Below are 20,348 nucleotides of genomic sequence, written 5' to 3'. Positions count from 1 at the left end.
ACGGTGAGGTCTGCGCTACCGTTCAATAGCGAAATAGTTACGTTTTGCCAGCAATCTAATGGCGCAGGGAGGCGGAGATGAGCAGTCGCTTGACCATGGTCCTGGCTGTCCTGTTTCTTCTCGGCGCAGTACTCGCAGGTTACTGGGGGCTGGTGCTCAGCCGCCCGTCCACACCCCCCGTCAGTCCTGCTCCCACAGTCGCCGAAGCGCCTGCCGAAGTGATTGCGCCACCTCCCCAACCGCCCGAACCGGCACGTTCACCCATCGTTGTGTTGCGCAGGGCGCTCCCGGCGAACACGCCCCTGACCGAGGACGATGTGCTGCTAGAGCGCCTGCAAGTGGTGCCTGCCGGTGCGTTCCAGCACATCGACCAGGTGCTCGGTCGCTCCAGCGCGCGTGCGCTGTCGGCGGGCAGTTGGCTGGACGAGGCGAGCTTTCAGGCGGGCGGGCCACTGTCGCGGATGATTCGTGCCCACGAGCGCGCGGTGGCCGTGGGCGTCGACGATGTGGTGGGGGCGGCCGGACTGCTGCGCCCAGGCGACTACGTGGATGTGTTGCTGTTTCTGCGCGAGGAGAACAACAACCCGCAGTCTTCAGCCCAGGTGGTGCTGCCGGCCCTGCGCGTGCTGAGTGTTGGCGAGCAGATGGGGCTGGCCAACGATGGACGGCCGGCGCAAACCGTCGAGGAGGAACAGGCCCGGCGCGAACAGCACGGGAGCCAAGGCAGCGTCGGCGCTACCCGCACCGTCACCTTGGCCGTACCCGAAGCCCTGGCCAGCCGGCTGATGCTCGCTGCCCAGGCCGGCACCCTGCGCCTGGCCGTACGCAGCGCCGATGAACAGCGCCTGGCCCGTTACTGGGCCGAACCTGAGGCGCGGCCGCAGGTCGAGAGCGCCGGACGCGAGCTCTATCGCTTCAGCCAGTTGTCCCAGTCTCCCGTGGCCAGCGCTGCTCCCGCCAACGCTGCGCCCAGCATGCAGATCATTCGTGGCGCCAAGGCTGCCGATACCGACAAGACTCCCTGACCAGGCAAGGATGCAGCGATGCGACGTTCCGAGCGTAGTTTCCGACATGCGTGCCGAGCACTGCTCCTGACGGCACTGGTGCCCCACGCCCAGGCGGCGGTGAAGGGGTGCGAGGCTTTCGGCCAGTTGCCCTCGGTGATCGAGATGGACCAGGGCCTGCAGCAGGAACTGCGCCTGCCGCTGGCGATCAGCCGGGCGGCGGTGGGCGAGCCCAAGGTCGCCGACGTGCAGGCCAGCGGCGATCGCGCGGTGCTGCTGACCGCCGTGGGGCCGGGCAATACTACGTTGATGTTGTGGACCGCCTGCGCGCCAGCGCCGCACCGGACCATGCTGTTCGTCAAGGGTCGGGCCAGTGCCGACATGGCAGAAGGCAGCCTGCTACCGTCTCAGGACGCGCAGTTGCCAAGCCAGGTGCAGGCCGATATCCGCTTCGTCGAAGTGCGCCGCAGCAAGTACAAGGAGGCAGGTGCGCGGCTGTTCTTCAAAGGCTCGAACAACAGCCTGATCGGCTCGCCGGGAACGGTGCCGAATACTGCTGTGACCCCAGGCTCGGTGCCGATCACCCGCCCCGCGATCCCGCTCGACGACAACGTCTTCAACATCGTCTGGGGCGGTGGCAGCAGCAAGTTCCTGGCGGCGATCAACGCCCTGGAAAACAGCGGCTTCGCCTACACCCTGGCGCGCCCCAGCCTCACTGTGCTCAGCGGCCTGACGGCCAGTTTCCTGGCCGGTGGCGAGATCCCGGTCCCGGTGCCCAGCTCCGGCAGCGACAACGTGTCGATCGAATACAAGGAGTTCGGCGTACGCCTGGCGCTGACCCCGACCGTGGTCAGCCGCGACCGTATCACCCTGAAGGTTGCCCCCGAGGTCAGCGAGCTGGACTACAACAACGCGGTGAACATCGCCGGCACCCTGGTGCCGGGGCTGAGCGTGCGGCGCACCGACACCAGCATTTCCCTGGCCGATGGCGAGAGCTTCATCATCAGCGGCCTGGTCAGCAACAACACCCGCTCCTCGGTGGACAAGCTCCCCGGCCTGGGCAACCTGCCGATCCTCGGCGCGTTCTTCCGCCAGTCGGCGCTGGTGCGCGAAGAGACCGAACTTTTGATGATCGTCACCCCGCACCTGGTCCAGCCGCTGGCGGCCAATGCGCGCCTGCCGCAGTTGCCGGGCGAAGCACTGCGCACCTACGACCCGAGCTGGGGCCAGCTGTTCTTCATGGAAAACGGCAACTTCGAAGGTCAGGGGGGGTTATCACGATGAACGACAGCCTCAACCAGACTTACCTGGCCATCACCCGCAACGAAGACGACCTGCAGTGGCTGCAGGACGCCCTGGCGCCGCAGGGGCAGGTGATCGGCGCCAGCGCAGGCACCCTCGACGAATTGCTGGCGCTGTTGGATGTGACGTTCAGCAACCTGGTGTTCATCGGCCTTGACCGCGAGCAGTTGGTCAGCCAGTGCGCGCTGATCGAAGGCGTGCTGGAAGCAAAGCCGATGCTGGCCATCGTCGCGCTGGGCGATGGCATGGACAATCAATTGGTGCTGCATGCCATGCGTGCCGGTGCGCGCGATTTCGTCGCCTACGGCTCGCGTGCCAGCGAGGTGGCCGGGCTGGTGCGCAGGCTCGGCAAGCGCCTGCCGACGGTGACCAACAACCCCAAACTGGGTGGCCTGACCGTGCTCTATGGTGCCCAGCGCGGCGCCGATGGCGCGCTGCTGACCACCCACCTCGCGCGGGTGGTGCAGGAGAGCGGCCAGCAGACCCTGCTGCTCGACCTGGGCCTGCCGCGCGGCGACAGCCTGGCCCTGCTCGGGCTGGAGGCGTCATTCTATTTCGGCGATGCCTTGCGCCACCTGCGTCGGCTCGACACCACGCTGATCGACAGTGCCTTCACCCGCGACAAGGGCGGCCTGCGCTTGCTGAGCTATGCCGAGAACGACGATCCGCTGCGCCAGACCAGCGCCGCCGAGCTGTACATGCTGCTCAGTGCCTTGCGCCAACACTTCCAGCACATCGTCGTGAACCTGACCGGGCATGCCGACAGCGAAGCGCTGCGTACCATCGTCAGCCATTGCGACAAGCTGATCGTCTACACCGACCAGAACATCCTGGACTGCCGGCGCAACCTGGAAGTGCTCGAACAGTGGCGCGACCGCGGCATGAAGCTCGAGCATGCCAGCTTGCTGGTGGACCGCTACCTGCGCAATGTCGCCCCGGATGCCGAGGCGCTCGCCAAGCGCTATGGCCTGCCGCTGCTCAAGGTGATGCCCGACTGCCCAGAGGTGCGCATGAACGTGAAGAACCAGGGCCTGAGCCTGTTCGAACTGGCCCCGCGCGAAGGCCTGACCCAGGCCCTGCGTGCCCTCGGCGAGCGCCTGGCCCGGCGCTCGGAAAACCTCGCCCCACCGAGCTTCCCCTGGCTGCGTCGGCTGTGGGGTAGCAAATGAGCGGCGACGAACCCTTCGGCGGTCAGCGCCACGCCTCGGGCGACCCGCACGCGCTCAAGCGTGCGCTGCATCGCTTCGCTATCGACGCCATCGAAGACAGCGGGCGCAACCTGCTCGAAGGTGCACGCCCGGCGTTGACCCAGTTCGTCCTTGAACAGGTGGGTGACTATGTCGGGCGCTTGCGTCTGGCGCTGTCGCGCTACGAAATGGAGCGCCTGGCCGAGGAACTGGTCGATGAACTCACCGGCTTTGGCCCGCTGGAAGTGCTGCTGCGCGATGCCAGCGTCACCGAGATCCTGGTCAACGGCCCGCACCGGGTGTTCGTCGAGCGGGCCGGGTTGTTGCAGCAGACCGACCTGCGCTTCATCGATGCGCACCATGTCGAACGGGTCATGCAGCGCATCCTTGCGCCCCTGGGGCGACGCCTGGACGAGTCTTCGCCGATGGTCGATGCGCGTCTGCCCGATGGCAGCCGGGTCAACGCGATCATCCCGCCAGTGGCGCTGGACGGGCCGTGCCTGTCGATCCGCAAGTTCCGCCAGGACATGCTCAAGAGTGCCGACTTGCTGGCCACCCGCGCCATCGATCAACCCATCTTCGATTTCTTCGAGCGCGCCGTGGGCCGTCGTTGCAACATCCTGGTCAGCGGCGGCACTGGTACTGGCAAGACCACGCTGCTCAATATCCTCAGTCAGATGATCGCGCCGCGCGAGCGCCTGGTGACCATCGAGGATGTTGCCGAGCTGCAGCTTCACCACCCCCACGTGGTGCGTCTGGAAACCCGGCCACCGAACGCCGAGGGCCATGGCGAGATCAAGCCCAGCGAGCTGATCCGTAACGCCCTGCGCATGCGTCCTGACCGCATCATCCTTGGCGAGATTCGCGGCGCCGAGGTACTCGATGTGCTCACCGCGATGAACACCGGCCACGACGGCTCGATGAGCACCGTACACGCCAACACTGCACAGGACGCCCTGCTGCGCCTGGAGACCCTGGTCGGCCTCAGCGGCCGACAGATCGCCGAGAAGACCTTGCGCCAGATGATCTGCGCGGCGCTGGATGTTGTGATCCAGTTGACGCGTTTGCCTGATGGCAGGCGTTGCGTCAGCGAAGTGTTGGAGGTGGTCGGCGTACGTGAGGATGTATATGTGACCAATACCCTGTTCCGCCTCGACCGGCGCGGCGGTGAGACTTTTCAGCGCGAGGCGCCGAACCCGGCAGGCAGCAAACTGCGTCAGGACGGTGTGTCGTGATCGGGCCGTTGTTGCTGGCGCTGGCGCCGCTGCTGCTGGGGGCCGCCATGCTGCTGTTTCGCCTGGGCTTGTACAAGCGCGGCGAGGAGCGCGTCCTGCAGCGTCTGGGGCGCGCCTACCAGACGATTCGAACGGGCAGCGCCCGGCGCGACTGGCTCGACCCACTGCTGCAACGGGCTGGCCTGATCAGCGCTGACGTGCGTCCGCAACGCTGGCTGCTGGCGTGGTGCGGGCTGGCGCTGGTGGCGGTGTTGCTGGCCGGTTGGCTGGCCGGCCTGATGGTGCTGCTCGGTGCGCCGCTGTCGGGCTATCTGTACTTGAGTTGGCGATGCCGTCGGCGCATGCGTCAGCTCGTCGAGCAACTGCCCGGTCTGCTCGACTACAGCGTGCGCAGCCTCAAGGCCGGTCGGACCCTGAGCGACGCGGTGCTCGGCGGCATCGACGGCACGCGCGAACCGTTGCATTCGACCATGGGCCGTGTGCGCCGCAATGTGCAGATGGGCGTGCCATTGGAGGATGCGCTGAGCGAGCTGGCCGAGCTGTACGACCAGGACGAATTGCGCCTGTTCGCCCTGGGCCTGCGCATCAATCAGCGCTATGGCGGCAATGCCAGCGAACTGATGGAAAACCTGATCAAGCTGATCCGCGAACGTGAGCAAGGCGCGCGCCAGCTCAAGGCCATGACCGGCGAAACGCGTGTCACTGCGTGGGTGCTGGGGGCCTTGCCGCTGTTCATGGTCGGCTACTTCCTGACGGTCAACCCCAACTACCTGATGAGCCTGTGGCGCGACAGCAGTGGGCAGTGGCTGCTGTTCCTGGCCTTTGCCCTGCAGGCGATCGGCTGCCTGGTGCTGTGGCGCATGATGAGGAGTCTTTGACATGGCCCTGCTGATCTGCGCCCTGTGCCTGCTCGTCGTCGCCCTGTTGCTGGGGTTGCAGGCCTCGCGCCAGTTGCGTGCGCGCTACCTGGTTACACGGCGCCTGCAAGGGCGCCTGGCCCGCGAGGAACGCTTGGGCGACATGCTGCACTGGCTGGGCAGCAGCCCGCTGGGGCAACGCTTGCAGACGCTCGACGGGGAAACCCAGGGCCTGCTCGAACGGATCGGCTGGCGTCGCAGTCGCCAGCGCGCGCTGTTCGCCGCCGTGCAACTGGGATTGCCGTTGCTGGCCATGGGGCTGGCGTTGCTGCTGCAGCATGCCTTCATCGGCGTCGATGCCCTGCATTGGCTGGTGCTGCCAGTGTGCGCGCTGGTGATCGGCTACCTGTTGCCCAAGCGCCTGTTGGCGCTGGCTGCCACGCGCCGGCAACAGCGTATCGCCCAGGAGGTCAGCCTGATGATTCCGCTGCTGCGTATTCTCTTCGAGACGGGGCTGGCCGTGGAGCAGGCGTTGCGTGTGCTCAGCCAGGAGGGACGGACACTGGTGCCGGAGATCAGCGAAGAACTGCGCCAGGTTTTGCAACGGGTGGATTCGGGGCTGTCGCTCGGCCCGGAGCTGGAGAAGACCGCTCGGGTGCTGGCAGTGGATGAGCTCGTCGACACCTGCGTGATCCTTCAACAACTGCTGGTGCAGGGCAGTGGCGGGATGAAGTCGCTGCTGGCGCTCAAGGCGCTGCTCGACGATCGACGCCTCACGCACCTGCAGGAGCGAGTGTCGAAGATGTCGGCAAAGATGTCGGCGGTGATGATGGTATTCCTGTTCCCGGCCTTGCTCATCGTCCTGGCCGGGCCAGGTTTTTCTGCGTTGGCACGGGCCTTGGGCGTCTAGGGAGAGATGGATGAAAACGATCCTGTTGTTCACCGGCATGCTGCTGCTAGGCGGTTGTGCCGGGCAGTCGGCGCAGGGGCTGGGTGCATTGTTCGGTGTCCCGGGCTGCGGCAAGCCGGATGCCGATCAGCAACTGGCGTTGAACCTGGCGGACGAGATGCTCAATGAGGGGCGCCCGCATGCCAGCCTGGCGCACCTCGAGCAGTTGCCGAACACCCTCGACCAGGTGCGCCTGCGCAAGGCCAGGGTTTCGCGCTTGCTGGGGCGTAGTGAGGCCGAGCCCCTGTACCGCAGCCTGCTGGGGGGCTGCCTGGCGGCCGAGGGCGAGCATGGTCTGGGCCAGCTCGCCTCGGCGCGTGGCGATGATGTGCAGGCCTTGCAGAACCTGCAGCGCGCGGTGCGCCTGGCGCCCACTGACGAGCGCGTGCGCAACGACCTGGGCGTGGTGCTGATGAACCTGGGGCGTTACGAGCAGGCACGCTTCGAGTTCCTCACGGCCATCGAGCTGAAGGACGACAACGCCTTGGCGGCGGTAAACCTGGTGACCCTGTCGTTGGTACAGGACAACTGGCAGCAGGCGACCGATCTGGTCGGTCGCCTGCACTTGCGCCCCGAACAGTTCGCCGATGCCCAGGCCCGGGCCAGGCAGGTGAAATCCACCGGGCGTGGTCCCATTGCGTTGGCCAATGGTGCCGAGGCGGTGGTCAATTGAGCAGGAGGAGGGTGGTCATGTTCAGGTATCTGATGGTGCTTGCCGGGTGTGCTTGCGTGTCAATGGCGATGGCCCAGGAGCCACCTCGCCAGGCAGAGGCGCAGACGGCCACCGAGGCGTTGCTGCGGGTGCAGTCCAGTGGTGAGCAGGCGTCGAACCGGTTGCAGGTGCAAACGGCGCAGGAGCGCGACCAGTCGATGCAGCGCTGGCTGGACACCTACAAGTATGTGATCCCGGATTTCTATCGTTGGACCAAGATGACGTCTTCGAACAACTGAGTGCGATAGCCGCAGGAGCGGCCATTCGGCGCCCCGACTTGTCCCGCGAACACGGGCGCAGCCCGTGCCAGGCAGCGCGGTGTCTTTTTCGCGGACAAGTCGGGGCGCCGAACCGCCGCTCCTGCACCTAGTGGGTAGTGAACCGCTGATGCACAGGCGAGGCGCGCGGCGTCAGAGCCAGGGCCAACTGGGTGCGGTTGTGCATGTGGGTCAGGCGCAGCACCTGCGACACATAGAGTTTTACCGTGTTCTCGGTGATCCCCAGCTCACAGGCAATCTGGTAGTTGGTCTTGCCCTTGCTGACCAGCTTGGCCACTTCGAGTTGGCGCGGCGAGAGCTTTTCGAACACCGGTGGCAGTTCGTTCTCGAGTTCTTCCCCGTCACCGGCCCGGCGATGGGCACCCTGGCCACGGGCCTTTTCCAGGTCGTGGTAGAGGTCGTCGATGGATTCGGCCAGCTCCTGCAGGCGCTGGTTCAGGCTACCCAGCTCGCGGAAGTTGCGGCGCCGCTCCATCAGCGCTGCTTCCTGGCGGCGCAGGCCTTCGAGCAGCTCTGCCAGGTCCATGGGCTTCTGGTAGTAATCGGAAAACCCTTCGCGCAGCGCGCGAATGACATCCTGCTTGTCAGCGCGGCCGGTCAGCATGATCGCCTCGAACAGCCGTTGCTGCCCGGCGATGTCCTTCAGCGCGCGCATCAACGCGATGCCGTCCTGTTCGGGCATGTGCAGGTCGCACAGCACCAGGCCAATGGACTCGTCCGCGCCGTAGCGCTCGATGGCCTGCGCCGTGGAGTGCGCCGGCACACAGTGGTAGCCCGCGCTTTCGAGATATTCGCAAAGCTCTTCGACGATCAACGGCTGATCGTCCACAACCAGTACTTTCACCTCACTAGCAGACTTGTTCACGTTCAACTCCCTGTTGGTACGGGCCCCGCTCCGTTGGCCAGACAGCCTGGCCCTTAAGAAAAGTAGTCGCACTTTGAAATTATGTACAAGGTCTATACACGCGGATTCGACCCACTGGTCATTCATTGGATCCAGACGGCGGTCAGGAGAAACCCGGCCAGCACGTAGGGTGCGAACGGTTGTTTGTCGCCCACCTGCTCGGCCAGGCGCTGCAGGCGCTTCTTAACCTTGGGGTTGGCCAGGGTCCACAGGCGGCGTCGGCCAAGCATCCACACCAGCACTGTCACGCCTGCGCCGATGAAGGTGCCGAGCACGTACTGGTGGCTGGTGGCCAGGGCCAGGGCGCCGAGCAGTTTCACATCGCCGGCGCCGAAGCGGCCGAGCATGTAGCCGGGAAGGGTCAGCAGCATGACGATGGCCAAGGCCCAGCCCGCATCGCTGGCATCGGCACCTATCCAGCTGTGCCCGGTGGCGAACAGCCAGGCCAGGGCGCAGGCGGCGACACCCAGGGTCAGGGTGTTGGAGATCTGCCGTTCACGGACATCTTGTTCGGTGCACAAGGCAAGCCACATCAGGAGAACAATGCTTTGCATTGGCAATTGGCCATCCCTATTCGTTGAACGGGTTCTATGCTGTCACTCAGGACTTCTAGTCAGGGTAGACGTGAACATGCGAGCAAGCTTGGCAGTACGGCAAAAAGGCGCGGCAGCCATCGAGTTTGTCGCAGTCTTCATGATCTTTTTCGCGGTGTTCTACGGATTGGTCAGCTACAGCCTGCCGATGCTCATGTTGCAGTCGTTCAACCAGGCCAGCAGCGAGGCGGTGCGGCGCTGCGTGGCGCTGGACCCGAACAGCGCCACCTATGCCAACGATGTCCAGAACCTGGCACGCCAGGTGATCGCCCAGCAACTGAGCTGGATGCCCGCTGCGCTGGACTTTCAGCCCGCCACCGATGCACGGATCGTACTGGCTCCCGGCAACCTGCTGACCGTGACCATCGACTACCCGAAAAACAAACTGACCAATGTCATGCCGGTGCTGGTGCTGCCGTTGATCGGCGAAGTGCCGCGGCTGCCCCAGCGCTTGCAGGCCCAAGCGAGCCTGCAACTGTGAGCGGCGTTTTTGATCGCTGGTTGGGTGGCCAGACATCGGTGGCCGAGGCGCCGTTGGCGGTCGGTCTTCAGGTGTGGCTCGACGAGCAGGGTGAGGTGCTGCGCTTGTCTGGCCCGCTGCGTACCCTGTTGGCCATGCCGCCCCAGCATGCCAGACGGGTGCAGGATTACCTGCAGCACCATAGCTGGCTGGTGCTCGAAGGTGATCCCGCCGATTGGCAGGGACAGCCGCTGGATCTGGATTTTCGTACCGTGCACGGGCAGGCACTGCACACCCGTGGCTGGCTGCAACGTCAGGCCGAGGGCTGGCTGCTGCAGTTGTTCGATATCGGCGACCTGGTGCGCGCGCACGACCACGAGGGGCAGCGCTTGAGCCTGCAGCGCCTGGCTGGCGACATCGGCCGAGCGGTACGCGACTGCGGCGAGGAGCGCCTGGCGCAGGTGACCGGCGAGCAGTTGCAGCGCCTGGTCGAGTACTGGCAGGCCGATTCGGTGCGGCTGATGCTGCTGGAGGCCGGCGTCTGGCGCAGCCATGCCGACAGTGGCGACGACTGGCCCTGGGCCGATGACGGGCAACTGCGGCCGTGGCTTGAAAAGTATGCGCTACGGGGCGAGCTCGATGCGTGCGAGCGTTACGAATTGCAGGTCTTGTGCGGCGGCTTGCCGGTGTCGCTGCTGCCCTATCGGCTGGGGCCGGACATCCAGGCCTGTCTGCTGTGCGTGGCGAGCGGGTCGCCGCCTGTGCACGAGCCGGGAGAGCGGCTCTTGCAGGCGTTGCTGGACCCGTTGCTGGCGCGCCTTCGACAGCGCCAGTTGCAGCGCAGCGACCAGCACCTCGAGGCGCTGCAGCGGCAGTTGGGCGCCGGTTGGTGGGAGTGGCCACTGCAGGGGCCGCTGCAGTTGGACCCAGCGTTGGCGGCCAGTTTCGACCTGCCGCGTGAAATCACCGTCGAGCAATGGCTGGCGCGAGTGCACCCGGCGGATCGCGAGGCCGCGCAGCTGGCGCTCGAGCAACTGCGTGAAGGCCGTGCCCTGAGCCTCAGCCTGCGCCTGCACGAGCACGCCCCGCAGATCAGTCCGCGTTGGCTGCACTGGGTGGGGCAAATGCAGGGGCGCCAGGTCCGCGGCTTTCTGCTCGACATCAGTGCGCTCAAGGCTCAGGAACTGCAGGCTGGCGCCGCCCGTGCACGGCTGGAGAACCTGATCGCCAGCTCGCCGGCCGTGATCTATATCCAGCGCTATGCCGAGGGTGCGCTGCACAGCGAGTTCTTCAGCGCCAGCCTGGCCCCGATGCTGGGCTGGCACAGCGACAGCGAACAGGCTCGTCAGCCGGGGCTGGCAGTGCACCCTGACGACCGCAGCCTGTGGCTGGAGCGCACGCGCACACTGCTGCGCGATGGCCAGGCGCGCTGCCGCTACCGCCTGCGCGACCAGTCGGGTGGCTATCACTGGGTACTCGATGAAGCCCGTCTGCTGCGCGACGACCTCGGCCAGCCCGTGGAGGTGGTCGGGCTGTGGCTGGACGTCAGTGAGGCGACCGAGGCTGCTGAGCGCGTGCGCCACAGCGAGGAGCGTTATCGAGTGCTGGTGGAGGATTCGCCGGCGATGATCTGCCGCTATCGTCCCGATCTCGAACTCCTGTTCGGTAACCGTCCGCTGGCTGACCACCTGGAGTGTGCGCCGGAGCAGCTTGCCGGCATGAACCTTGGCCAGTGGATGTCCGACGCGCAACGCAGTGCGTTCCAGCAGCGCCTGGCAACGCTGACCCCGGAGCAGCCCTTGAGCAGCGCGGAGATCTGCCTGCAACTGCCGGGGCGGGAAAACGCCTGGTGGGTGTGGGCTGACCGCGGCCTGTTTGACGGGCAGGGGCGGCTCCAGGAGATCCAGGCGGTGGGGCGTGACAACACCGAGGTGCGACGCAGCCAGCGCCAGTTGTTGCAGGGCGCGAAGATGGCGACGCTAGGTGAGCTGGCGACCGGGCTGGTGCATGAGATCAATCAGCCGCTGAACGTGATGCGCATGGCCGTGGCCAATACCTTGAAGCGTCTGGAGAACGGCGCGGCGGATACCGATTACCTGACCGACAAGCTGCACCGCATCGAGGCCCAGGTAGAGCGGGCGGCGCGGCTGGTGGAGCACATGCGCGTTTATGGCCGTCGCTCTGAACCGGAGCGTCAGGCATTCGTGGCCTGGGACGCGGTGGAAGGTGCGGCCGCGTTGCTGGCCGAGGGGCTTCGGGGCAAGGGTGTGGCCTTGCATATCGTGGCGCCCGAGTCGGCGTTGACGGTACTGGGGCATCAGGACCAGCTCGAGCAGGTGTTGATCAACCTGACGATCAATGCCCGCGACGCGTTGCTCGAACGCCAACCCCTGGCACCGGCCATCCGGGTCAGCCAGCAGCGGGTCGAGGGGCGCGTCTGCCTGCAGGTCGAGGACAACGCGGGTGGCATCGATCCGCGCCTGCTCGGGCGCATCTTCGAGCCGTTCTTCACCACCAAGCCCGCGGGTGTCGGCACGGGGCTGGGGCTGTCGGTGAGCCATGGCATCGTCGAGGCCATGGGCGGCAGCCTCGAGGTACTCAACGGCCCGGACGGCGCGTGCTTCTGCATACTGCTGCCGCTCTACAGTGCCAGTTGAGCACGGCCTGTCGAGCAACTGAGGTTGGCGCCGACTTCGGCGTTGACCAGGTCGATGCCCAGCACTTTCAGCAGCACGTTCAGCAAGGGGTCGAGCAGCGGGCTGAGCAGACCTTTGATCAGCGGCTCGAGTATCGCCTTGACGCCATCAAGCACCCCGCCCACCAGCACCAGCACCTGGCCCAGGCCGCTGTTGTTGGCGGTCGGCCGGTAGGCTTCCAGGTGAATGCCCAGCAGGGTATCGCTGAGGCTGCCGACCACGTTGTCGTTGGCGGTTCTCATGGGTAGAAAGGCAGGCTTGAGGCCGATGTTCGGCGGTACGCTGTCGGGGGCCTGGAAGGTCAGCGCGCGCTCCAGTGCGCCGCTACCCAGCACCTTGCTGTCCACCCGCAGGCCGATGCCGCCGCCGACGAAGGGGATGCGCTCCTCGCACTGTCCGAGCGGCAGGATCAACAGCCGGGTGCAGCGCTTGGTGCCGATGTCGATCAGGGGCAACGCCTTCACCGCAGTGGTGCCGTTGGTGAAGAACTCATCCGGTGAGGCGAACTGGCCTACCGCGATCTTGACCGCCGAGCTCTGGTTGCGGGTGGTCAGGCGCTTGGGTGAGCAACTGAAGGTATCGGGGGCTGCAGGATTGAGGCGGGTGCTGGCTTCGGCGACTTCCAGGCCGATGTCCAGGTGCAGCTTGCCGGGCACCAGGACGATATCGCTGACCGTACAGGGCACGCCGAGCAGGCAGAGCACCGATTGCACGGTGGCGGCGAGGTTCAGGCTGAGCAGGTTGTTGATCACGTTGGTCAGCGGCGCGGCGAGGTCGAGCACGGCGTTGACCAGGCCGAAGATGCCATCGAGCAAGGGCAGGTCGAGGGAGATCATCGCCCGCACCTGGGCAGTGTGCACACGCAGTTCGTCGGTACGCGGGTCGCCGACCGAGGAGATCTGCTGCGGCTCGATGACCTTCAGGCGAACTCGTCCGTTGACCAGGCCGAGCACGTTGAGCGGCAGGTCGACGTTGGCGGCGCTTTCGCTGGCGGCCAGCTGGATCACCCCTTGCACCAGTTGCAGCAACTGGATGCTGGCATCCAGGCCAGCCTGGGCGGTGCCGTTCTGGATGTCGAGGATATCGCCCAGGCGCACCAGCGTGCCGTTGCCGGCCCCCAGGGCGACCTTGCCCAGGTTGGTCACCACCTCCAGCGCCGCACCGCTTTGTTGCAACACCTTGACCGCCGCCTGCAGCAGTTGGGTGGCGGTGGCGTTGGCGTTGAGCAACTGCTTGTAGTCGCCGACCGTGAGGTTGAGATCGACTGCCAGTTGATCGAGATAGCTGAGCAACTTGATGTCGGTGGCGGCGATGCCTTTCCAGCCGGCGAGGTCCAACTGCACACCACCACCGAGGGCGCCGAGCAGGGCGTTGAGCAGTACCGACTGGCGCGAATCGACCGTGGCCAGGGTGGTGCGGATGCTAAGCATCGCCTGCGGCGGCAGTGGCGCGGAGGCGACAGCGTGGGCCTGCAAGGTTGTGGTCAGCGGCACGCCGTTGCCCTGGACCAGGGCATACACCCCCGCCGCGACGCTGGTGGTGACGGTGTTGCTGACATCGACCCGGATCGCTTCGTTGCGGTTGTCGTCACGGGTAAAGCTGCGCAGGCTGTTGGCGCCGGTCTGCACGTAGCCGCAACTGGCCTGCAGCGGGTTGCCGGGGGCGTGCCCGTTGCGGGTGGCGGCATTGCGGGCGATGGCATTGGCCTGTGGGCCGGTGCCGATGCACACGGCGAACTGCCCGGCGGCTTCCAGCGCAGCCATGTCGGCGATGCGCTGCAGCTTGCGTTGTTCGAGGTAGAGCCGCCCACTGTCGATTGCCAGCAACAGGAACAGCAGGGCCATACCGAGGGTGATCACGGCCATCAGGCCGATCGCGCCGCGTTGGCGCGCAGCGGAAGAGGAAACCACGGGCACTCCTTTGCAGGCCGAAGGCCAGGCATCGCGGCTGCGGTCAAAGGAGTGTAGTCAGGATGATGGCATCTTGCCTCTTCTCAGCCTTCACGCCACCTGGTTGTAGGAGCGGGCTTGCCCGCGAAAAAAACACCGCGCTGCCTGGCACGGGCTACGCCCGTGTTCGCGGGCAAGCCCGCTCCTACAGATAGGCGTTGGGTCTCAACGCGGTGGGTAGTTGCTCATCACCTGGGTCACTGTCTTCTGGATCGCGGCATTGCGCTCCTGCGGGCTTGGCGGGTAGCTGTTCATGATCTGCTCGGCACTGCCGCGCCAGACCAACTTGCCGTCACGGCCATCGAACAGGTCGACCTGGATGGTCGCCACCTTGTAGTCGACGCTGCGGGTCTCGTTGTACATCGGCCCACCCCAGTAACCGCCCCAGTAGCCACCCCAAGCCCCGCCATAGTTGGTGGTGACCTGCTGCTGGCGGTCTTCGACGATCAGGTAGGCGCGCACTTTCACATCGGGCCGGGCGCTGCCTTGTGCCGGACGCAGGCCGCGTTGGTCGAGCTGGTCGGCCACGGCCTGGCGGATGCGCTGCTCGGTGAGATCGCTCTTGATCCGCGGATCGTCCGGGCGGTATTGCAGGGCCGGTTCCTGCCAGGCCCAGCTGCGGTAGGCGGCGAAGTCACGGCTGGCATCGAAATCCTGGGTGACGTTGTTGCTGGAGCAGGCGGCGACCAGCAGCGCGAAGGACAGCAGAACGAGGCGGCGCAACATGATGATTCTCCTGACGCGTTAACTGGGAGGGTAGCCACTGAGGGCCTTGCGCACCGACTCGCGCAAGGCATTTTCACGGTCGCGCGGCGAACCTTTTTCGCTGCCGCTTTCGGCGCTGGCACTCCACACTGGCTGGCCGTTGCGAGCATCGAACAGGTCGATGCGCACCACCATCACCTCGACTTCGTAGGTGCGCACGATCGGTACACTGCCGTAGGCACCATAGCCGTTGCGGTAGCCGCCATAGCCGATGCCGCCGTAGGGAGCGGGGCCGTAGTAGGGATCGTAGTCGTAATCGCGGACCTGGCGCAGGCGACGTTCCAGACGCAGGTTCGCGCTGACCAGCAGATCGCCGCTGGCGCCGCGTGCCGGGCGCAGGCCATGCTGGTCGAGCGCACCGCTGATGGCATCGGCCAGTTGCGCAGGATCGGCATTGGCACTGCCGCTGGGTAACTGGCCGTTGCGCCAGCTCCAGCTGCGATAGCGCCCATAGTCGCGTGGCGCGGCCGGGTAGGCGCTGGCATCGAAGGTGGTCGCAGCCTGGGGCGGCGCCGGTGGCAGTGGCCGGGAACTGGCGACATAGGGATTGCTGCTCTGGCACGCCGCCAGGGCGAAGGGAAGCAAGGCCAGGCACAACAGACGGTAAGGCATGTATTCCTCCCGGCAGGCGAGATCAGCGTGGGCGACAGGTCCAGTGCAGGTAACGGCCGAGCCCGGCGAAGCTCGGATGACGGCGGTGGGCCAATTCCATTTCCAGCAGGTCGAGCAGCTCGGCCTTGTCCTGGAATTCCTTGGGCATGTAGTCGTGGAAAACCCTGACCCCACTCTCGCTTTCGACCTGCCACATGGGTTCAAGTTGCGCGCGCAGTTCTCGCGGATCAAGAGGTTTTTGCGGGGTGAGACTCTGTTTTTCGCCGGCCAGGCGGTCGCTGCGCAGCTTGCGGAAGTGACCCTTGAGCAAGTTGCGGTAGACCAGCGCATCGCGGTTGTAGAACGCCAGCGACAGCCAGCCGCCCGGTGTGGTCAGCTGGTGCAGCACCGGCAGGATGCTGTGTGGTTCGGCCAGCCATTCGAGCACGGCGTGGCACAGCACTACATCGAAGGGCTCGGTGAGCTGACCGAGCAGGTCCTGCCAGGGGGCCTGGATGAAGGTGGCGGCTTGGTTGGCCTCGGCGAAGCGCGCGCGGGCGCCGTCGAGCATCGGCGCGGCGGGCTCGGCCAGGGTCACCTGGTGCCCCCGCTGTGCCAGCCACAGCGCCATGTGGCCCAGGCCCGCGCCGATGTCGAGGATGCGCAGGGGGCGGTCGGGCAGGCTTTCGGCGAGGTCCGCCTGCAGCACCGCCAGGCGGATCGCGCCTTTGGCACCGCCGTAGATCTTCTCGGCGAAGCGGCTGGCCAGCTCATCGAAATGACGGTCGTTCATCGGGCGAAGCGCCTCTCGCTGTCGGCGAGCTTGGCCCGCACCACGGTTTCCATGTCCAGCCCCAGCTCGCTGCACAGCAGCAACAGATAGAGCACCACGTCGCCGACTTCCTGGCCGGCGTGGGCGAGCTGCTCGGGAGCGAGCTGGCGTGACTGGTCTTCACTCAGCCACTGGAAGATTTCCACCAGCTCGGCCATCTCGACGCTGGCGGCCATGGCCAGGTTCTTCGGGCTGTGGAAGCCGCGCCAGTCGTTGTTGTCGCGGATCCGGTGCAGGCGGTCGGTCAGTTCTTGCAGGTTCATCGAGGGCTCTCCTTCTGGCGCATAGCTTCGGGTGCGCCAGGGAGCAAATCAAGTGAATTGGCGGCCATTGTTGAAGCCGAGGGAGCGGCCCTGGCGCGTGCTTGATTTGGTTACAGGGCGCTCCATTTGCCGGTCATGTGCAGCAGGCCCCCGTGCCCGGTCAGATTCAGTTGCCCTTGCGGCCCAGCGGCAGTCGCGCCGAGTATCACCTCCGAGGGCAGGCGCACCGGCTTGTGGAAGTCCACCGCGAACCCATAGCCCGCCACCGGCAGGTGCCCGCGCAGTGCCGCCAGCGCCATGGCCTTGTTCCACATGCCGTGGGCGATGGCCTTGGGGAAGCCGAACAGCCGGGCACTCGCCGCGCTCAGGTGGATGGGGTTGTAGTCGCCGCACACCTTGGCGTAGCGGCGGCCGATATCGCTGTCGGCATACCAGCGCGTCACTTCCGGCGTTTCGATGGCTGGCTCATCGTTGGCCCCGTGCGTTTCGCCTTCGAGCTTCAGCCCCCGCACCAGCATGCGGCTGGTTTCGCGCCAGAGCAGACCCAGCCCGTCCTGGGCCTCGGTGACCAGGTCGAAGGTGCCACCCTTGGGATGTGCCTGCAGGTTGTCGGCATGCACGGCAAAACGCAGGCCTTCGATGGCGCCCAACGGGCGCAGCACCTGGATCTCGTTGTGCAGGTGCACCAGCCCGAGCAGGGGGAAGGGGAAGTCGCTGGCGGTCAGCAGTTGCAACTGCAGGTTGAACGCGATCACGTGCGGATAGGTGGGCGGCAGGCGACCATCGTCGCTGAAGTGGCACAGGCGACGATAAGCCGCAAGGTTTGTCGGGTCGACCCGCAGGAAACAACGCAGGCCACCAGTGGGCAGGCGGTCGCCACTGATCTTGCGCTTGCCGAGCGCTCGCAGGTAAAGCCGGGTGCGGGTATCGGGGGTGTGCAGGTCCTGCCATGTCCGGTTCATGTTCATGCCCCCATCAGTGCTTGCCCACAGACGCGCAGGTACTGGCCGCTGACCGCACCAGTGCCGGGCTGGGCGAGCCAGGCGACAGCCTCGGCGACGTCTTGTGGGCGTCCGCCCTGGCCCAGCGAACTCAGGCGACGGCCAGCCTCGCGCAGTCCCATGGGCATGGCGGCGGTCATGTGGGTTTCGATGAAGCCGGGTGCCACTGCGTTGATGCTGATGCCGTGCGCGCCGAGTTTAGGCGCCCATGCCTGGGCGAAACCGATCAGGCCGGCCTTGCTCGCGGCGTAGTTGGCCTGGCCCCGGTTACCGGCGATGCCACTGACCGATGCGAGCAACACGATGCGCGCGTTGTCGTGCAACTGGCCGGCGTCGAGCAGGGCCTGGGTCAGCACCTGGGGAGCCTTGAGGTTCACTGCCATGACCGCGTCCCAGTATTCCGGGGTCATGTTGGCGAGGGTTTTGTCGCGGGTGATGCCGGCGTTGTGCACCACGATGTCGATGCCCTCAGGTAACCCTTCGAGCAGTTTGGCCGAGGCATCGCTGGCGCAAATGTCTAGGGCCAGGGCGTGGCCGCCGATACGTGCGGCGAGGGCATCGAGGTCCTTCTGCGCTGGCGGCACGTCCAGCAGGATCACCTCGGCGCCGTCACGGGCGAGGGTTTCGGCGATGGATGCACCAATGCCGCGGGCAGCTCCGGTGACCAATGCGCGTTTGCCTGCCAGCGGTCGCGTCCAGTCCTGCACCTGGCTTGCACAGGCTTCAAGACGTAGCACCTGGCCGGAAATGAACGCGCTCTTGGGTGAAAGGAAGAACCGCAGCGCGCCTTCGAGCTGATCCTCTGCGCCGGACGCGACGTACAGCAGTTGCGCCGTTGCGCCGTTGCGCAGCTCCTTGGCCAGCGAGCGGCTGAAGCCTTCGAGGGCGCGCTGGGCGACGCTGGCCTGGGGCGCTTCGACCTGTTCAGGGGGGCGCCCGAGGATCACCACGTGGGCACAGGGTGCCAGGCTGCGCAGCAGCGGCTGGAAGAATTCGCGCAACTGCCGAAGCTCGTCGCTGTCGGACAGATGACTGGCATCGAACACCACTGCCTTGAGTTTCGGGCCGAGCCCGGCGACCCAGGCGGGAGCCTCGAGGTCCTCGCCGGCAAAGCTGTAGCGCTCGTCGGTGAGTGCCGGGGCGATGGCTTCGACTTTGCGTACCAGCGGCCCGCCGCCCAGCACCAGCGCGCCTTCGATCGGGCGCAGGCGTCCGGCCTGCCAGCGCTCCAGCGGCGCCGGCCGCGGCAGGCCGAGGGCGTCGACCAGGCGGCGGCCGAGGTTGGAGTTGGCAAAGCCGAGATAGCGGTCACTCATGGTGCGGGTCTCCCTGAAGGCAAGCATGCAAGTGTGGACCATGTTTGTGGCAAGGTCGTTCGAATGCGGCAAAAACGCCTAGGCTGTAGCCAACCTAGCCGAAGTGACAGGGCTTGAGCCCGTCATCCAATCGGATCAAATTGTTTCAGGAGGAATCAGCGCATGCATTCACCTCGACGGGTCGCGATCCTGGGGGGCAACCGTATCCCCTTCGCCCGCTCCAATGGCGCCTACGCCACTGCCAGTAACCAAGCGATGCTCACTGCCACCCTGGAAGGCCTGGTGGAGCGTTATCGCCTGCATGGCCAGCGACTGGGCGAGGTGGTGGCGGGGGCGGTGCTCAAGCATTCGCGGGACATGAACCTGACCCGCGAGTGTGTGCTCGGTTCACGCCTGTCGCCGCACACCCCTGCCTACGATATCCAGCAAGCCTGTGGCACGGGCCTTGAGGCAGCACTGCTGGTGGCCAACAAGATCGCCCTAGGGCAGATCGACAGCGGCATTGCTGGCGGCGTGGATACCACCTCGGACGCGCCGATCGCCATCAATGAAGGGCTGCGCCGAGTCTTGCTGCAGGCGAACCGGGGCAAGCAGTTGAGCGAGCGCCTGAAGCCCTTCCTGAAGGTGCGTCCGAGCTTCCTGAAACCTGAGTTTCCACGCAACGGCGAGCCACGCACTGGGCTGTCGATGGGCGAGCACTGCGAGCGCATGGCGCAGACCTGGCAGATCGGTCGTGCCGAACAGGACGAACTGGCACTGCTCAGTCATCGCCATCTGGCTGCGTCCTACACCGAAGGCTGGCACGACGACCTGCTCACGCCCTACCTCGGCCTGACCCGCGACAATAACCTGCGCCCGGACCTCACCCCTGAGCAGTTGGCCAAGCTCAGACCGGTGTTCGACAAGGGCGCTCAAGGCACCCTGACCGCCGGCAACTCCACGCCGCTGACCGATGGCGCCTCGCTGGTGTTGCTGGGCAGCGAGGCCTGGGCCGAGGCGCGCGGGTTACCCGTACTCGCCTATCTGGTCGATGGCGAGACCGCGGCGGTGGACTTCGTCAAAGGCCAGGAGGGGCTGCTGATGGCGCCGGTTCATGCCATGCCGCGGCTGCTGGCGCGCAATGGCCTGAGCCTGCAGGACTTCGATTACTACGAAATCCACGAGGCCTTCGCGGCCCAGGTGCTCTGTACACTCAAGGCCTGGGAGGACGAGCGCTACTGTCGCGACACCCTGGGGCTGGAGGGCGCGCTAGGCTCGATCGATCGCAGCAAACTCAACGTCAAGGGCAGCTCGCTTGCGGCAGGGCATCCGTTTGCCGCTACCGGCGGGCGCATTCTGGCCAACATGGCCAAGCTGCTGGCCACGGCGGGCAAGGGGCGTGGGCTGATCTCGATCTGCGCGGCGAGCGGGCAGGGGGTGACTGCGATCGTCGAGCGTTGAGGTGTTAACCTTGT

The 20,348-nt window shown here is 66.0% G+C and carries 20 protein-coding genes; 11 read left to right on the top strand and 9 right to left on the bottom strand.

Features of this window, described 5'->3' with window-relative positions; translation table 11 throughout:
- The first annotated feature begins 77 nt into the window (after window positions 1–77).
- Genes cpaB through ACTYOL_RS24365 form a run of 8 tightly spaced genes read left to right on the top strand, consistent with a single transcriptional unit; the run spans window position 78 to window position 7,485 of the window.
- Complete coding sequence (gene cpaB, locus ACTYOL_RS24400; RefSeq protein ID WP_197892407.1) at window positions 78–1,025, top strand: Flp pilus assembly protein CpaB; 948 nt, start codon at window positions 78–80, stop codon at window positions 1,023–1,025.
- Window positions 1,026–1,043: 18 nt separating this feature from the next.
- Window positions 1,044–2,288 carry a type II and III secretion system protein family protein gene (locus ACTYOL_RS24395; RefSeq protein WP_125931334.1) on the top strand — a complete coding sequence of 415 codons (1,245 nt, stop codon included), beginning with the start codon at window positions 1,044–1,046 and terminating at the stop codon, window positions 2,286–2,288.
- Entirely contained in the window at window positions 2,285–3,475 is a 1,191-nt protein-coding gene (locus ACTYOL_RS24390) for a pilus assembly protein (protein WP_153774071.1), read from the top strand. The genes ACTYOL_RS24395 and ACTYOL_RS24390 overlap by 4 nt, the downstream gene beginning before the upstream one ends.
- Window positions 3,472–4,728, top strand: a complete 1,257-nt coding sequence (locus ACTYOL_RS24385; protein ID WP_054894182.1) for a CpaF family protein — start codon at window positions 3,472–3,474, stop codon at window positions 4,726–4,728. Before ACTYOL_RS24390 ends, ACTYOL_RS24385 begins: the two co-directional genes overlap by 4 nt.
- Window positions 4,725–5,606 carry a type II secretion system F family protein gene (locus ACTYOL_RS24380; protein ID WP_153774069.1) on the top strand — a complete coding sequence of 294 codons (882 nt, stop codon included), beginning with the start codon at window positions 4,725–4,727 and terminating at the stop codon, window positions 5,604–5,606. Before ACTYOL_RS24385 ends, ACTYOL_RS24380 begins: the two co-directional genes overlap by 4 nt.
- Window position 5,607: 1 nt before the next feature.
- Complete coding sequence (locus tag ACTYOL_RS24375) at window positions 5,608–6,495, top strand: type II secretion system F family protein (protein ID WP_197892397.1); 888 nt, start codon at window positions 5,608–5,610, stop codon at window positions 6,493–6,495.
- A 10-nt stretch (window positions 6,496–6,505) separates the two neighbouring features.
- Window positions 6,506–7,207, top strand: coding sequence for a tetratricopeptide repeat protein (locus ACTYOL_RS24370; RefSeq protein WP_444757224.1), 702 nt, complete (start codon window positions 6,506–6,508; stop codon window positions 7,205–7,207).
- Between the two features lie 17 nt (window positions 7,208–7,224).
- Window positions 7,225–7,485 carry a DUF3613 domain-containing protein gene (locus ACTYOL_RS24365; protein ID WP_153774066.1) on the top strand — a complete coding sequence of 87 codons (261 nt, stop codon included), beginning with the start codon at window positions 7,225–7,227 and terminating at the stop codon, window positions 7,483–7,485.
- A 127-nt stretch (window positions 7,486–7,612) separates the two neighbouring features.
- Here the strand turns inward: ACTYOL_RS24365 and ACTYOL_RS24360 are convergent, their stop codons facing one another.
- Window positions 7,613–8,389 carry a response regulator transcription factor gene (locus ACTYOL_RS24360; RefSeq protein WP_153774065.1) on the bottom strand — a complete coding sequence of 259 codons (777 nt, stop codon included), beginning with the start codon at window positions 8,387–8,389 and terminating at the stop codon, window positions 7,613–7,615.
- Window positions 8,390–8,511: 122 nt separating this feature from the next.
- Complete coding sequence (locus ACTYOL_RS24355) at window positions 8,512–8,982, bottom strand: A24 family peptidase (RefSeq protein ID WP_054895204.1); 471 nt, start codon at window positions 8,980–8,982, stop codon at window positions 8,512–8,514.
- Window positions 8,983–9,058: 76 nt separating this feature from the next.
- On the opposite strand from ACTYOL_RS24355, the gene ACTYOL_RS24350 reads away from it, so the two are divergent.
- Together ACTYOL_RS24350 and ACTYOL_RS24345 are read left to right on the top strand one after the other, a co-directional pair.
- Window positions 9,059–9,502, top strand: coding sequence for a TadE/TadG family type IV pilus assembly protein (locus ACTYOL_RS24350; protein WP_200603108.1), 444 nt, complete (start codon window positions 9,059–9,061; stop codon window positions 9,500–9,502).
- A complete protein-coding gene (locus ACTYOL_RS24345; RefSeq protein WP_444757223.1) occupies window positions 9,499–12,138 on the top strand; it encodes an ATP-binding protein in 2,640 nt (879 codons plus the stop codon). Before ACTYOL_RS24350 ends, ACTYOL_RS24345 begins: the two co-directional genes overlap by 4 nt.
- On the opposite strand, the gene ACTYOL_RS24340 is transcribed toward ACTYOL_RS24345, so the two are convergent.
- The 7 genes from ACTYOL_RS24340 to ACTYOL_RS24310 form a co-directional block, all read right to left on the bottom strand.
- Entirely contained in the window at window positions 12,123–14,087 is a 1,965-nt protein-coding gene (locus ACTYOL_RS24340) for a pilus assembly protein TadG-related protein (RefSeq protein ID WP_444757222.1), read from the bottom strand. The two genes, ACTYOL_RS24345 and ACTYOL_RS24340, sit on opposite strands and share 16 nt — an antisense overlap.
- 204 nt (window positions 14,088–14,291) lie before the next feature.
- Window positions 14,292–14,852 carry a DUF4136 domain-containing protein gene (locus tag ACTYOL_RS24335; protein WP_054895201.1) on the bottom strand — a complete coding sequence of 187 codons (561 nt, stop codon included), beginning with the start codon at window positions 14,850–14,852 and terminating at the stop codon, window positions 14,292–14,294.
- Between the two features lie 18 nt (window positions 14,853–14,870).
- Window positions 14,871–15,503, bottom strand: a complete 633-nt coding sequence (locus ACTYOL_RS24330) for a DUF4136 domain-containing protein (protein ID WP_063546260.1) — start codon at window positions 15,501–15,503, stop codon at window positions 14,871–14,873.
- A 22-nt stretch (window positions 15,504–15,525) separates the two neighbouring features.
- The gene (locus ACTYOL_RS24325; RefSeq protein ID WP_197892393.1) at window positions 15,526–16,275 is read right to left on the bottom strand and encodes a methyltransferase domain-containing protein; all 750 of its coding nucleotides are present in this window, start codon (window positions 16,273–16,275) and stop codon (window positions 15,526–15,528) included.
- Entirely contained in the window at window positions 16,272–16,577 is a 306-nt protein-coding gene (locus tag ACTYOL_RS24320) for a MazG-like family protein (RefSeq protein WP_054895198.1), read from the bottom strand. The genes ACTYOL_RS24325 and ACTYOL_RS24320 overlap by 4 nt, the downstream gene beginning before the upstream one ends.
- A gap of 110 nt (window positions 16,578–16,687) precedes the next feature.
- The gene (locus tag ACTYOL_RS24315; RefSeq protein ID WP_200604004.1) at window positions 16,688–17,539 is read right to left on the bottom strand and encodes a MaoC family dehydratase; all 852 of its coding nucleotides are present in this window, start codon (window positions 17,537–17,539) and stop codon (window positions 16,688–16,690) included.
- A gap of 2 nt (window positions 17,540–17,541) precedes the next feature.
- Window positions 17,542–18,894 carry a 3-oxoacyl-ACP reductase gene (locus tag ACTYOL_RS24310; protein WP_054895197.1) on the bottom strand — a complete coding sequence of 451 codons (1,353 nt, stop codon included), beginning with the start codon at window positions 18,892–18,894 and terminating at the stop codon, window positions 17,542–17,544.
- Between the two features lie 162 nt (window positions 18,895–19,056).
- Here ACTYOL_RS24310 and ACTYOL_RS24305 point away from each other — a divergent pair, with 162 nt between their 5' ends.
- The gene (locus ACTYOL_RS24305) at window positions 19,057–20,334 is read left to right on the top strand and encodes an acetyl-CoA C-acetyltransferase (RefSeq protein ID WP_444757221.1); all 1,278 of its coding nucleotides are present in this window, start codon (window positions 19,057–19,059) and stop codon (window positions 20,332–20,334) included.
- The last annotated feature ends 14 nt before the right edge of the window (window positions 20,335–20,348 follow it).

It is taken from the genome of Pseudomonas sp. A014, assembly GCF_052378495.1.
GTDB lineage: Bacteria > Pseudomonadota > Gammaproteobacteria > Pseudomonadales > Pseudomonadaceae > Aquipseudomonas > Aquipseudomonas machongensis.
Note: the sequence above shows the minus strand (reverse complement) of the source record. Positions and strands in the feature narration are given on the sequence as shown.

Excerpts from the sequence above, each read along its gene's own strand:
- cpaB (WP_197892407.1), top strand. The coding sequence starts at position 78 with ATGAGCAGTCGCTTGACCATGGTCCTGGCTGTCCTGTTTCTTCTCGGC.
- ACTYOL_RS24395 (WP_125931334.1), top strand. The coding sequence starts at position 1,044 with ATGCGACGTTCCGAGCGTAGTTTCCGACATGCGTGCCGAGCACTGCTC.
- ACTYOL_RS24390 (WP_153774071.1), top strand. The coding sequence starts at position 2,285 with ATGAACGACAGCCTCAACCAGACTTACCTGGCCATCACCCGCAACGAA.
- ACTYOL_RS24385 (WP_054894182.1), top strand. The coding sequence starts at position 3,472 with ATGAGCGGCGACGAACCCTTCGGCGGTCAGCGCCACGCCTCGGGCGAC.
- ACTYOL_RS24375 (WP_197892397.1), top strand. The coding sequence starts at position 5,608 with ATGGCCCTGCTGATCTGCGCCCTGTGCCTGCTCGTCGTCGCCCTGTTG.
- ACTYOL_RS24370 (WP_444757224.1), top strand. The coding sequence starts at position 6,506 with ATGAAAACGATCCTGTTGTTCACCGGCATGCTGCTGCTAGGCGGTTGT.
- ACTYOL_RS24365 (WP_153774066.1), top strand. The coding sequence starts at position 7,225 with ATGTTCAGGTATCTGATGGTGCTTGCCGGGTGTGCTTGCGTGTCAATG.
- ACTYOL_RS24355 (WP_054895204.1), bottom strand. The coding sequence starts at position 8,982 with ATGCAAAGCATTGTTCTCCTGATGTGGCTTGCCTTGTGCACCGAACAA.
- ACTYOL_RS24350 (WP_200603108.1), top strand. The coding sequence starts at position 9,059 with ATGCGAGCAAGCTTGGCAGTACGGCAAAAAGGCGCGGCAGCCATCGAG.
- ACTYOL_RS24335 (WP_054895201.1), bottom strand. The coding sequence starts at position 14,852 with ATGTTGCGCCGCCTCGTTCTGCTGTCCTTCGCGCTGCTGGTCGCCGCC.
- ACTYOL_RS24330 (WP_063546260.1), bottom strand. The coding sequence starts at position 15,503 with ATGCCTTACCGTCTGTTGTGCCTGGCCTTGCTTCCCTTCGCCCTGGCG.
- ACTYOL_RS24325 (WP_197892393.1), bottom strand. The coding sequence starts at position 16,275 with ATGAACGACCGTCATTTCGATGAGCTGGCCAGCCGCTTCGCCGAGAAG.
- ACTYOL_RS24320 (WP_054895198.1), bottom strand. The coding sequence starts at position 16,577 with ATGAACCTGCAAGAACTGACCGACCGCCTGCACCGGATCCGCGACAAC.
- ACTYOL_RS24315 (WP_200604004.1), bottom strand. The coding sequence starts at position 17,539 with ATGAACCGGACATGGCAGGACCTGCACACCCCCGATACCCGCACCCGG.
- ACTYOL_RS24310 (WP_054895197.1), bottom strand. The coding sequence starts at position 18,894 with ATGAGTGACCGCTATCTCGGCTTTGCCAACTCCAACCTCGGCCGCCGC.
- ACTYOL_RS24305 (WP_444757221.1), top strand. The coding sequence starts at position 19,057 with ATGCATTCACCTCGACGGGTCGCGATCCTGGGGGGCAACCGTATCCCC.